The following is a 12,128-nucleotide window of genomic DNA, read 5'->3' on the forward strand; positions in this document are numbered from 1 at the left end:
CGCCCCGGGACGGGCGTGTACCCGTGGCGTCAGGAGCGGCGACGGCTGCAGCTCCGGCGACGGCTGCAGCTCAGGCGACGGCTGCAGCTCGGGCGACCGCTACGGCTACGGCCGAAACCCGGACTCCGGTTTCGGCCGCGACCCCTGCCTCAGATGGAGACTCCGTGCGCCCGCAGGTACCTCAGCGGGTCGATGTCGGTGCCGTAGCCGGGCCCCGTGCGCATCTCGAAGTGCAGGTGCGGCCCGGTCGTGTTGCCGGTCGAGCCCGAGCGGCCGATCCGCTGTCCGCCCGAGACCGCCGAGCCGGCTTTGACCGAGAGCGCCGAGAGGTGCGCGTACTGGGAGTACCGGCCGTCGGTGTGCCGGATGACGACCTGGTACCCGTACGCACCGGCCCAGCCCGCTGAGACGACCTGCCCGTTGCTGACGGCCTTGACCGTGGTGCCGGTGGCCACCGGGAAGTCGATGCCGGTGTGGTAGCCGCTGGACCAGGCCGAGCCCGAGGCCCGGTAGGAGGTCCCGAGGCCCGCGTCGACCGGGGCGCTGAAGGCCCCGGAAGGGGTCTGCGGCTTTTCCGCGGGCTTTTCGGCCGGTTTCCTACCGGCCTGCTCGGCGGGCTTCGCCGGTGCCACGGGCTTCACCGGCTCGGCCGTGCGCGGCGGCTTCTCCGGATTCGGCGCGGGCTGCGCGGGCGGCGCCGCCGTGACGCGCAGGGTGAGCTTCTGCCCCGGGAAGATCAGGTTCGGATCGCCGCCCACGACGGCCCGGTTGGTCGCGTAGAGGGACTGCCAGCCGCCCTCGACGTGCTGCTCGGTGGCGATCTGCGACAGCGAGTCGCCGGAAGCGACGACGTACGGGTCGGGCAGGACGGACGTCCCGGTCGGGCGGGGCGTCGTGCTCTGGGGAGCGGCCTTCGGGGCCGTCTTCGGGGTGGCCTTCGGTGCGGTCTGGGCCGCGACCTTCGGGGCCGTCGCCTTCCCCGGGCCGGTCGTCGCCTTGCCCTGCGCGCCGAGCGCCGGCGCCGGGCCGCTGCGGCTGAGTCCTGCCTTCTTCCCGCAGACCGGCCAGGCCTGCGGCCCCTGACCCTTCAGCACCTTCTCCGCCACGGCGATCTGCTGTTCCCTGGTGGCCAGATCGGCGCGGGCCGCGTACGCGGTTCCGCCGAAGGCACGCCAGGTGCTCTGGCTGAACTGGAGTCCGCCGTAGTAGCCGTTGCCGGTGTTGATGTGCCAGTTGCTCGTGGATTCGCAGGCGGCGACCTTGCTCCACGTGTCCAGCGAGGCGGCGTGCCCCGTGCCCGCTCCGATCAGGGGCAGTGCTATTCCGGCTCCGCCGGCGGTGACGACGAGCGAAGCACGGTTGATGCTGCTCGGCTGATACCGGCGGTGCCGGCCCCGTACACCCATGGGAGCCCCCATCGAAGACATCAGGAATCTCGCAACCTAACGCCACGACCGGGGCATGACAAGGCGAACAACACAACGCGTTCGGGCGGAAGTTGGTTTTGCGCCGAATGCAGGACAGCGGTAAGGATCTCCGTGGGGGTAGCGTCGGTGTTCCTGCATTCCTCCGCACATCGAATGCATTGTCGACGCACTCAGGAGCGCACGCACATGACCAGCAGCACGGCCCAGATCGGCGTCACCGGACTCGCGGTGATGGGCAGTAACCTCGCCCGCAACTTCGCCCGCAACGGTTTCACCGTCGCCGTCCACAACCGCACCACCGCCAAGACCACGGCGCTCGTGGAGGAGTTCGGACACGAGGGCTCCTTCGTGGCCGCCGGGTCCGCGAAGGAGTTCGTGGACGCGCTGGAGCGCCCGAGGCGTCTGATCATCATGGTGAAGGCCGGGGAGCCGACCGACGCGGTGATCCGCGAGTTCGCCCCGCTGCTGGAGCCGGGCGACGTGATCATCGACGGCGGGAACGCCCACTTCGAGGACACCCGCCGCCGCGAGAAGGAGCTGCGCGAACAGGGCCTGCACTTCGTGGGCGTCGGCATCTCGGGCGGCGAGGAGGGCGCGCTGCTCGGCCCGAGCATCATGCCCGGCGGATCCGAGGAGTCCTACGCCTCGCTCGGGCCGCTGCTGGAGAAGATCTCCGCCAAGGCCGCCGACGGCACGCCCTGCACCTCGCACGTGGGCCCCGACGGCGCCGGGCACTTCGTGAAGATGGTGCACAACGGCATCGAGTACGCCGACATGCAGCTGATCGCCGAGGCCTACCACCTGCTGCGCGAGGTGGCCGGCTACTCCCCCGCGAAGATCGCCGAGACCTTCCGCTCCTGGAACAGGGGCCGGCTGGACTCGTACCTGATCGAGATCACCGCCGAGGTGCTCGCGCACACGGACGCCGCGACGGGACGGCCGTTCGTGGACGTGGTCGCCGACGCCGCCGAGCAGAAGGGCACCGGCCGCTGGACCGTACAGATCGCCCTCGACCTGGGCGTGCCGGTGTCCGGGATCGCCGAAGCGGTCTTCGCCCGCGCGGTATCGGGCCACGGCGAGCTGCGCACGGCCGCCCGGGGGCTCGCGGGGCCGACGGCCGAGCCGCTCTCCGCCGGGGCGGCGGACGCCTTCGCCGCCCAGGTGGAGCAGGCCCTGTACGCCTCGAAGATCGTCTCGTACACGCAGGGCTTCCACCAGATCCAGGCCGGCAGCGAGGAGTACGGCTGGGGCGTGGACCCGGGCGCGGTGGCCTCGCTGTGGCGCGGGGGCTGCATCATCCGGGCCGCGTTCCTGGACCGGATCCGCGCCGCGTACGACGCCCGGCCGGAGCTGCCGAGCCTGCTGGCGGACGCCGGCTTCGCCGATGAGATCGGCGCCGCGCAGGACGACTGGCGCGAGGTGCTGGTGGCGGCGGTCCGCCAGGGCATTCCGGTACCGGCCTTCGCGGCCTCGCTGGCGTACTACGACGCCCTGCGCTCGGAGCGGCTCCCGGCGGCCCTGACCCAGGGCCAGCGCGACTTCTTCGGGGCGCACACCTACCGGCGCACCGACCGCGAGGGCTCGTACCACACGCTGTGGAGCGGCGACCGCTCCGAAGTCCGTACGGACTGACGCGCGAGGCCTGGTCGGCTCCGCGTCAGCTCCACGGCTCCGGCGCGGGCTGCGGCGCGGGGCCGGGCGGCGGCGGAACCGGGTCCGGCTCGGGCACCGGACCCGGTGTCGGCGGCTCGGGCCGGGGCAGCGGTGCCGGATCCGGGAACGGATTCGGCACCGGGACCGGGTCGGGGACGGGAGGCTGTGTCATACCTCCAGCCTCCCCCGGTCCCGGGTCGCGCGCACGCCCTACGGCCCCGGGGCGGCCGCGGGGCAGTAGGGCGGGCCGGACGGCGTCACCAGAGGTCGGAGTCCGAGTCCAGCTGCGCCTTGGCTGCGGCCACCACCCCGGCCGGCGCCTCGGGCGCCTGCTCGGGGTGTTTGGCGGCCCAGCTCGCGGCGTACGGGCAGAGCGGGACGACGGGCACGCCTTCGTCGGCCGCGATCCCGTAGAAGGTCTTCACCAGGTTCCCGGCGATACCGCGACCCTCGTGGCCCGGCTCGACGATCGTGTGCACCGCCACGAGGGCGTGGGGCACCTCGGCGAGCACGAAGTAGGCGATGTGACCGACCACCGCCCCGTCCTCGACGGCCAGCAGCCGGCCGGCGGCGCGGTCGTCCACGATCTTGATCGATTCACTCGACCCGGTCTGCGACATCGTCCCGACTCCCCTCAGACAGCCACCGCGTGGGGGCTGCGCTCCTGGTCCGTTCCCGGAACCGGGGCGGACGGATCCACACCCAGCTCGATGATGCGATTGTCGCCGTCGACGTGGACGACGCGCGGCTCGAACACGCGCGCCTCGGCGTCTTCCATCTGCCCGTAGCTGATGAGGATGACCAGGTCACCGGGGTGCACGAGGTGCGCGGCGGCTCCGTTGATCCCGATGACCCCGGATCCGCGCTCGCCCCGGATGACGTAGGTCTCCAGCCGTGCCCCGTTGGTGATGTCCACGATGTGCACGAGCTCGCCGGGCAGCAGGTCCGCCGCGTCGAGGAGGTCGGCGTCGATGGTCACGGACCCGACGTAGTGCAGGTCGGCCTGGGTGACGGTGGCCCGGTGGATCTTGGACTTGAACATGGTTCGAAACACGGAGAAACTCCTGATTTGTCTGCTCCCTGCCTGCTTTTTGCAGGTCAAGGGCGGTCTCCGCAGATTACAACCATTCGCATGTTCGGTCAGCTTTCCCCAGGTCTCTCAGGACTCACGCTGACCAATTGCCGACTTTTCTGACGCATTGTCAGGCCGCTGCGAAACCCCTCCACGCCCCCGACGGAAGCCCACAGTGGAGCCACAGCGCCCTTCTCGTCCCGCGGCTTGAACGCATGGATCAGGCTCTGCGTCTTCAACAGATCGCCGGAGGGAGCGGGTGGCCGATCTCATACGGTCGGCGGGTGGCCCTCCCCCATGCTGGAAGGGCCAGGCTGTCCGAGTTTCCTTGAGCAGGGAGTCCCGTGTCCGCTCACGTCTTCGAGTACGTTCCCGCCGGCGATCCGCTGTTTGGGAGAGTCGACGTCCGGCTGGACGGCAAGGCCGGGGAACTGGTCATCGAGGGGGAGGGAATCCCCAAAGCCGTGGTGCGAAGGGCGGAGGGGACGCCACTGGAGTCCCATGTACCCATCGGAACACGGGACATGACTGCGGTCACGATGACCGTGGACGGGGTGGTGGTACGGCTGGTTCCGGCGAAGGGATTCCTCACCCGGCGTTCATACCGCGTCGATGCCGACCGGTACCGGATGGTGCCATGCTCCCTCGGCGAGAGCAGGCTGCTGCTGGGCGGGGAGCGGATCGGTGTCTTCACATCGGTCGGCGACGGCCGCGTGGGGGCCGAGTGGCAGCACGAGAGCCGACGTACGCCCGATGACGCCGCGGTGGGGTACGCGCTCGCCGCCGCCTTCGGGACCGGGGCCGAACCTATGTGGAAACTGACCCTCGACGCGGCCCTCTCCCTGTTGGGGTGAGATCACTCCAGGGGGCGGGAGCAGGTCGACTTCGCCACGAACGCGAGCCCGTCGTACTCCTCGGCGGCTACGAGCGGTGCGAGGTGGAATCGGTAGGTGAACCGGGGCACGTTGGCGCCGAAGCTGCGCTGGAGGCCGGGGCCGCGCAGCCATTCCCGCACCGCGGGTGCTGCCTTCGCCGCCCCGCCCCGCAGGTCGACCAGGTAGTCGCCCGGTACCGCGGCCGCGAGCCGGGACTCGACCGACCGGCCCGCGCCGCCGATCCGGTGCCGGACCGCCGGGCCGGTGGTGGCCTTGCCCCGGCGGGCCCGGAACTGCCCCTTTCCGAAGAACAGGCCCAGGGCGTAGTAGGCCTCGCCGTGGTGGCGGCGCAGCAGGCTGCCGAGTGCGGGCACCCCGGCCGCGTAAGTGCCCTTCGCGATGTGCCCGTTGTGCGCCCATACGGCGACACGGCCGGCCGCGCCGTCCAGCAGCGCGGTGACGGCCTCGGCCATGTAGCGGTCCCGGACGGCGAAGAGGCTCTCCTCTCCGGGATTCGGCCGCAGTGGCCGGGTGATCAGGTCGGCGCAGCGGACCAGGATGCGGGCGTGCCGGATCGCGTCCGCGGCCGCCTCGGGACTCGTACGGGCGGCGAGGCGCTCACGCTGTTCCTCGAGGAGTCCGGCCAGCTCGACGGCCTCCTCGTACAGGCCGCGTCCGGAGTCCGGCCGTGAGCCGGGCCGGGAGGTGGCGAGGAGGGCGAGGCTCTCCCGTACGGACTCGGCGGTGCCCGGTGCGGCCTGCTCCAGGAACGCGCCGACCGCGGCGGCCGAGTCCGCACAGCGCTGCGGGTCGATACCGATGAAGCGCACCCGCTGGGCCGCCGGGACGGTGCGGTTGTACTTCCGCATCCACTCGACCATGGCGAGGATCTCCTGGGTCCGCCAGGTCCAGAAGTCCAGCCGTGACACCAGTCGCACGGCATCGCCCGGGGCGCCGCCCACGTAGGCGTCCACGGCCAGCGCCGCCGATTCGCTGGCCTCCATCGCCAGCGCCCCGCATCCCATCTCACGGACGAGGAACTCCAGCAGCCGGTGCTTGAGCAGGAAGAACTCCCGCGTACCGTGCGTGGATTCCCCCAAGCCCACGATCCGCACGTCCCGCAGCGTCTCGCGCAACGGCTCCAGGTCGCCGTACGGTTCACCCGCGGAAAGGGTGCTGAGGGCCAGCGCGTTCGCGGATAACCAGCGCGTGATGTCATCGGGCACGGCAGTCTCCTCGGCCAATATGTCTGCCCTGTCGTCGCGTGATCGTAGTCGAGCGCCGTCAGCCCGCGTGAAATGCCGTGAGGATCTCCCGGAGGTCCTCCACGGCCGCGGCGTAACCGTGTTCGGCTCCCACTCCCGCGAGGTTGAGGACGAGTTCGTCCACTCCCGCCCGGTCGTACTCGGCCATTCCCACCGCGACTTCCGCGGGGGTGCCGTAGAGGAACGTTCCCGAGTCGACCAGCGTACGAGCCCCCAGATTCGGCTGGGCGGGGTGAACGCGCAGGCCGGCCCGGCGCAGCATGTCGGTGTAGTGCGTAGTGCCGAGGTGGGCGCGCGCCGCCGTGTAGGCGATGCGGTACGGGTTTCGGCCGGGGCGGGCTAGTGCCGCGTGGGCGACGGTGACCAGGCGGGGGCCGCCGCGCGGGCCGTCGTGGCGGCCTGCTTCGGCGGCGCCCTTGGCGAGGGCCGGCACGAGGACGTCCCGTAGGTATCCGGGAGGAGTCATCCAGCTGATCGCCACATCGGCGACCATACCCGCGGCGCGCGCCAGGACGGGGCGCAGCACACCCAGTCCCAGTTCCACCCCTGGGTGGTCCATGCCGGGCAGGGCGAGAGTGCCTGCCCCACCGTGTTCGGCGGAGTGCAGCAGCCCCCGCACTTCCTCCAGGTATCCCACGCACGCGTCGCGCGGGCTCTTGTACGGCTCCCCGTGCAGCGCGGTGACGAAGTCGGGGGTGGCGGGGCCCAGCCCGAGAACCGCGCTGTGGCCCGTGAGCCGTGCCAGGGAGCGGGCCTGCACCGCCGCGTCCAGGGGGTGGCGCAGGGGCATGAGGACGACGCTCGTGCCCACCGGGATCCTGTAGCCCATGCCGGTCAGGTGGGCGAAGAGCTGGTGGGTCTCCAGAGTCAGGGACTGCCCCTGCCACAACCGCTCGGCCGGCCCGTCCCGCACCAGTTCCGCGAAGGGCGCCACCTCGAGCGGGTCGGTCGCCATTTCGGGAAAGATGATCGATGTGCGCATGTCCCGCCTTCAGCGAGGTCCGGCCTCGGTCAGATAGCCCGAAGCCTGCAGATGGAAGAGGTGGGCGTAGACGCCGCCGGCCTTCACCAGGTCGTCGTGCACGCCTTGTTCGATCAGCTTGCCGCGCTCGATCACGATGATCCTGTCGGCGATGCGCACGGTCGAGAAGCGATGCGCGATGACCAGCGAGGTCGCCTCGTGGGCGATGGCCCGCAGCCGTCCGAAGATCTCCGCCTCCGCTTCCGCGTCGATCGCGGCGGTCGGTTCGTCGAGCACGACGATGGGCGCCTTGCGCATGAAGGCCCGGCTCAGCGCGATCTTCTGCCACTGCCCGCCCGAGAGCTGGTGCCCTTCCTCGAAGTGCCGGCCGAGCATGGTGTCGTAGCGCTGCGGCAGCGATCCGATCACCGGCCCGGCGCCGCCGGCGGCCGCGGCCTCGGCGATCCGGCTGTCATCGTCCCGGGCCTCGACCCGGCCGAAGCCGATGTTGTCCCGTACCGACATCTCGTAGCGGATGAAATCCTGGAAGATGACGCCCATGTTCCGCTGGAGCTCGTCGATGTCGTACTCCTCCACGGGTACGCCGTCGATCAGGATCTGCCCGCCGGTCGGCTCGTAGAGGCGGGTCAGTAGTTTGACGATGGTCGTCTTGCCCGCACCGTTCTGGCCGACGAGCGCCACGCACTCACCCGCCGGAATACGGAAGCTGACGTCGTCGAGCACTGGGGCCGAGGTCCCGGGGTAGATGAAGCTGACGTTGCGGAACTCGATGCCCTGGCGCAACTTCTGCGGGAAGGGACGGGCGCCGCCCTTGATACGGCGCTCCGGCAGGGCGAAGAAGTCGAAGAGGTTGCCCAGGAACAGCGTGTCCTTGTAGAGCGCGGCCAGGCCCAGGAGCATGCCGTGCGCCGAGACCTGGATGGTCCCGATCGCCTGGAGGTACCCGGCCAGCTGCCCGATCTGCCCCGTGGTGGCGGACGTATGGATGGCCCACAGCATCGCGCCGGATGAGACGAGCACGCTGACCATGCCGAGCAGACCGCCCATCAACGACTGACGGCGGGCCAGGCTGCGGTCGGTCAGGAAGAAGGCGCGGACGAGCCTCGTGTAGAGGTCCACGAAGTACGGGCCGAGCTGGAAGAGCCGGATCTCCTTGAAGGAGTGGTCGGTGGTGGTCAGGTACTGGTAGTAGTACAGCCGCCGGCGATCCGCGGCGCGGTGGTACTCGATCTCGAACGCCTTGTGGCTGTAGATCACGTACGCGATCACGGAGGGGACCGGGGACACGAGGATGACCAGGGCGATCCACGGGCTCCAGGAGAACAGCACGACGCTCACGGAGATCAGCGTGAGCAGCTCGCGGCCGACCTCCAGGAGCTGGGTGAACACCTGGTAGACCCGGCCTCCGTTGCTCTCCTGGAAGGCGCGCTGGAGGTTGTCGTAGGCCTCCGCGTCCTCGTACTGCTCGAGGTCCAGCAGCGTGCCCTTGCGCATCACCCGCTCACCGATCTTGGTGGTGAGCTCCAGCCGCAGGAGCGAGTCGAGGTACTGGACGCAGGTCCCCAGAACATGGCCTACGAGGGCCACGCCCAGCAGGGCCAGCCCGTACCGGATGGCGGACTCGCGGGCGCCGGGTACCGCCGTGATCGCGTCCGCCACGTCCTGGACCGCGGCCGCGGTCAGTGCGATCTGCGTGGCGGGCACCACTGCCGACAGCGTGGAGACCAGCGCGAAGGCCGTCACCCTGGCCGGGCTGAGCTGCCAGAACAGCCGGACCACTCGCCACCAGATCACTGGCCCTCCCGGGCGGCGAGCCGGCCGCGGACCGCGTGGAGCGCCTGCCGCCACAGGCTGTGGCAACGGGCCTCGCGCTGCAGGTCGATCGGCAGCAGCCGGTTGACTTGCATATGTGCGAGGCTGCCGAGGATCTGTTCCTCGGACCCCGTCAGGTCGTCGTGCGCGGCTGCCTGCCGTACGGTTTCGGCCGCATGGCGGACGGCCTCCGCCTGGGCGGCGAACACGCTCTCCAGGAGGAGCCGGTCCCGGCTGCCTTCCGGGTGGGTGTACCGGTCCCAGGGGCTGAGCAGTTCACAGAGGTAGTCGCGATGGGCCTGGAACTCTTTGCGGGTCTGCGCCTCGTACGCGTCGCCCGTGAGCGGTGCCGCCCGGTCCGCGAGCGGCACGCCCCATTGTGCGGACAGGGTGTCCAGTGCGGCGACGGCCAGAAACTCGGGTTTGATGCCGGGATGTTCGGCCAGGAGGGCGGCGGTGGCCTCGCTGTTGGCTTCGAACACCGCCTCGACCGGGTCGAAGACGGCGGGCCCGCCGTACCGGGCCGTCTCCGGCACATAGCTCGCCACCGCGATGTCCTGGGCCGGCCCACGACCGACCAGGCCGTGGCCCCAGGCGGCAATCCGCGCCAGGACCGCCGGCCCGTCCGCGGTACGCACGCGCACCCGCAGGTGCGGGAACGGGTCGGCGTAGCGCATGTAGAACCAGCGCTCCAGGAGCTCCGCTTCACGCAGCTCCGCGATGATCTCGCGCAACGGGCCCGCGATGATCTCGTCGTGCCTCTCGGGGGCGGAGTAGATCTTGAGGTACGACCATGCACCGCCGGGGACATGGCGTTCCACCGGTACGTACGGCTGACGTTCGACGGGCGGTCGGGTGACGCGCCGCGCCTGCTTGAGGACGACGGGCACGATCACCTCGCTCGCGAACTTCTCGCCCGTGTCGTCGGCGAGCCAGAGGCCGTCGAACGCCGGGAGCATCTCGTGCAGCACGACGGACGGGTGGCGCTTGAGTTCCTCGTGCAACTCTGCTTGGAACTGGGGGTGTTCGAGGTCGCACAGGAGCCGGTGGTCCGACTCGGCCATGTAGACGTAGCGGGGTACCCGCCACTGGTGGCGCCAGGCGGTCAGGTGCTCGGCGTCCCGGGCGTCCTGCGCGGTCGGCCTCCACTGGGCCGGCCGCAGTACCACCTTGCCGCGCGTCACGCGCGGCAGGAAGGGGGCCGATTCCAGTGGGCCCCAGTAGAACCCGGCAGGCATGAGGTACCCGTCCTGTGACACTTCGAGCAGAAAGCGGGCCACGTTCGGGGCAAGGGTGGGGCTCAGCATGTGGTGCTGGGCCACGACGACCTCACGGTCAAGGCGCTGGGACCACAGGTAGAACCGGTGGTCGGTGGCTCCGACCAGGATGTCGTCGAGCGCGATCACCCGGTCCGGCCTCACCGACGCGGCGGTGTTGACCGGGATCTCGTACGGCCGGATGGAAGGGCGGACGGCGACGTTGGCTGCCCGGCCGTAGGGCGGCAGATAGGCCAGCTCCGCGTACACGACATCGGGGAAGAGACCCTCTTCCCGCTCCGCGTAGCGGCGCAGCTGCTCGACCGATCCCTCGCCGAGCAGGTCGCAGAAGCGTCCGAACGTACGGCCGCCGTGGGCCAGTCCGTCGGCGCGCATGACCGCACGCCATTCACCGCGGTCGATCGCATCCCGGTCCTGCGCCTCGATCTGCAGGTAGGCGTCCATGGCCGGCGGCCAGTCAGCGGCACGGGAGCCGCCCGCGCCGCTGTCCGGGGCGAGCCGCTCCAGCCAGGAGTCGGTCAGCTCGGCCTCGAGCTCGCCGTTCCACCAAGCCTGTTGGGCGAACGCGACGAGCACCTCGTCCATCCGGCGGGTGTCCGGGAGCGGGGAGGCGGGCAGCTCGACCCCTCGTGCGGGATTGGTGTAGGTGGGAGGCGCGTCAAGACCCGTGTCCGGGCTGAGCAGCGCCTGGACCGGCACCCGGGCGCCCGCGCCGTAGCGCTCGGTGAACTCCTCCCGGTACCTGGTCAGATGGCTGTCGGTGCCGAGAGTGGCGCTGAGCCGCATGAGGACGCCCACCGCGTCGGCGGACGCCTCCCCGACGGCCGCGTTGATGTGCGGCGCGCGCAGGTCGAGGGAAGCGTCGGCCTGGTACGTCTGGCCGGTGTAGCCGGGCAACAGGGTGCGTTGCGCGGCGCTGAGTTGTTTGAAGGAGGCCTCGTCCACGGCTCGCTCTGCGAGGGCGGCCACCGTGCGCAGCCGGTCCGCCGCGTCGGCGGCCGCGGGAAGGCCGGCGAGCCGCTTCAGCAGGTGCGTCTCGGGGCGGGCAGCCGTCTGGGGCGGCCGTAAGTCGCTGGTGAGGAAGCCGAGTTCCCACATCTGGCGGACCAGGCCGTCGATCGCGCTCTCGTCCGCCCCGGGGAAGACGGCGGCGAGCTCGGCGGTCAGCTGCTGGTAGGCAACGGGTGTGCCGGTCGTGCGCATCACCGCGTCGACGGCGGGCGTGGCCCGGATCCGTACCGACCTGTTGTCATCCTGACCGTACTTGTCCGCCTGCGCAAGGACCACGCGATCGCCGGCGAGGTGCGCCATCGGGTTCAGCACAAGATGGAGCTCGCGCAGCAGTACGGGGTCCTCCTCCAGCTGTTTGATCCACGACAGCAGCCAGCCCATGTCCGCCCGGGCCCGCACCGCCTTGACCGGCGGACTGCCCAGCAGCGCCGAGGTGTGCGGCCCGAAAGTCCCCATGGCCACGGCGGCGAACGTGCCGAACGGGGTGGGCCGGGTGGACATTCTGGTGAGGTAGCGCAGCAGCCGGGACTGGACGCGCCCGGCCTTCTTCGCACCGGTCTGGTCGAGCCGGGCCAGCGTGGCGGTGAGGTCTTCGCTCGCCACGAGCAGGGCGCGCCGTACGTCGGGGCGCCGGGCTAGGTCCAGCAGCCGCTCGCGGGTGCCGGCGGGGTCGGCGGTGACGTCGAGGAAGGTGCGGGCGGGCAGGGTGGGCGACCGCAGGAGGAAGAAGCCGGCGGGTTCGTAGGAGGACATC

General features: G+C 70.8%; 9 protein-coding genes. 2 read left to right on the plus strand and 7 right to left on the minus strand.

Going from position 1 to position 12,128, the window contains the following annotated elements; all coding sequences use genetic code 11:
• Positions 1–149: 149 nt before the first annotated feature.
• Positions 150–1,406, minus strand: a complete 1,257-nt coding sequence (locus ACFWBW_RS04020) for a transglycosylase family protein (RefSeq protein ID WP_385368130.1) — start codon at positions 1,404–1,406, stop codon at positions 150–152.
• 207 nt (positions 1,407–1,613) lie between these two features.
• Here ACFWBW_RS04020 and gndA point away from each other — a divergent pair, with 207 nt between their 5' ends.
• Entirely contained in the window at positions 1,614–3,059 is a 1,446-nt protein-coding gene (gene gndA, locus ACFWBW_RS04025; RefSeq protein ID WP_385368132.1) for an NADP-dependent phosphogluconate dehydrogenase, read from the plus strand.
• A 278-nt stretch (positions 3,060–3,337) separates the two neighbouring features.
• Here the strand turns inward: gndA and ACFWBW_RS04030 are convergent, their stop codons facing one another.
• Positions 3,338–3,700, minus strand: a complete 363-nt coding sequence (locus ACFWBW_RS04030; protein ID WP_385368134.1) for a GNAT family N-acetyltransferase — start codon at positions 3,698–3,700, stop codon at positions 3,338–3,340.
• Between the two features lie 14 nt (positions 3,701–3,714).
• Positions 3,715–4,134 carry an aspartate 1-decarboxylase gene (gene panD, locus ACFWBW_RS04035; RefSeq protein ID WP_385368136.1) on the minus strand — a complete coding sequence of 140 codons (420 nt, stop codon included), beginning with the start codon at positions 4,132–4,134 and terminating at the stop codon, positions 3,715–3,717.
• 542 nt (positions 4,135–4,676) lie between these two features.
• Here panD and ACFWBW_RS04040 point away from each other — a divergent pair.
• Positions 4,677–5,006 carry a hypothetical protein gene (locus tag ACFWBW_RS04040; protein ID WP_385368138.1) on the plus strand — a complete coding sequence of 110 codons (330 nt, stop codon included), beginning with the start codon at positions 4,677–4,679 and terminating at the stop codon, positions 5,004–5,006.
• Between the two features lie 2 nt (positions 5,007–5,008).
• Here ACFWBW_RS04040 and ACFWBW_RS04045 read toward each other — a convergent pair whose 3' ends face one another.
• Genes ACFWBW_RS04045 through ACFWBW_RS04060 form a run of 4 tightly spaced genes read right to left on the minus strand, consistent with a single transcriptional unit; the run spans position 5,009 to position 12,127 of the window.
• On the minus strand, positions 5,009–6,253 hold the full coding sequence (locus ACFWBW_RS04045; RefSeq protein ID WP_385368140.1) for an erythromycin esterase family protein: 1,245 nt from the start codon (positions 6,251–6,253) through the stop codon (positions 5,009–5,011).
• A gap of 58 nt (positions 6,254–6,311) precedes the next feature.
• Positions 6,312–7,247, minus strand: coding sequence for an LLM class flavin-dependent oxidoreductase (locus ACFWBW_RS04050; RefSeq protein ID WP_385368142.1), 936 nt, complete (start codon positions 7,245–7,247; stop codon positions 6,312–6,314).
• 36 nt (positions 7,248–7,283) lie between these two features.
• Positions 7,284–9,068: an ABC transporter ATP-binding protein gene (locus tag ACFWBW_RS04055; protein ID WP_385368144.1), complete on the minus strand. Its 1,785-nt coding sequence runs from the start codon at positions 9,066–9,068 to the stop codon at positions 7,284–7,286.
• Complete coding sequence (locus ACFWBW_RS04060) at positions 9,065–12,127, minus strand: lantibiotic dehydratase (protein WP_385368146.1); 3,063 nt, start codon at positions 12,125–12,127, stop codon at positions 9,065–9,067. Before ACFWBW_RS04060 ends, ACFWBW_RS04055 begins: the two co-directional genes overlap by 4 nt.
• Position 12,128: the final 1 nt, after the last annotated feature.

Origin of the sequence: Streptomyces sp. NPDC059957 (assembly GCF_042730015.1) — a bacterium.
Classification (GTDB): Bacteria; Actinomycetota; Actinomycetes; order Streptomycetales; family Streptomycetaceae; genus Streptomyces.

Bases quoted from the DNA above. Each gene is read 5' to 3' on its own strand.
- ACFWBW_RS04060 (WP_385368146.1), bottom strand. From the start codon at position 12,127: ATGTCCTCCTACGAACCCGCCGGCTTCTTCCTCCTGCGGTCGCCCACC.
- ACFWBW_RS04030 (WP_385368134.1), bottom strand. From the start codon at position 3,700: ATGTCGCAGACCGGGTCGAGTGAATCGATCAAGATCGTGGACGACCGC.
- ACFWBW_RS04040 (WP_385368138.1), top strand. From the start codon at position 4,677: ATGACTGCGGTCACGATGACCGTGGACGGGGTGGTGGTACGGCTGGTT.
- ACFWBW_RS04050 (WP_385368142.1), bottom strand. From the start codon at position 7,247: ATGGCGACCGACCCGCTCGAGGTGGCGCCCTTCGCGGAACTGGTGCGG.
- ACFWBW_RS04020 (WP_385368130.1), bottom strand. From the start codon at position 1,406: ATGGGTGTACGGGGCCGGCACCGCCGGTATCAGCCGAGCAGCATCAAC.
- gndA (WP_385368132.1), top strand. From the start codon at position 1,614: ATGACCAGCAGCACGGCCCAGATCGGCGTCACCGGACTCGCGGTGATG.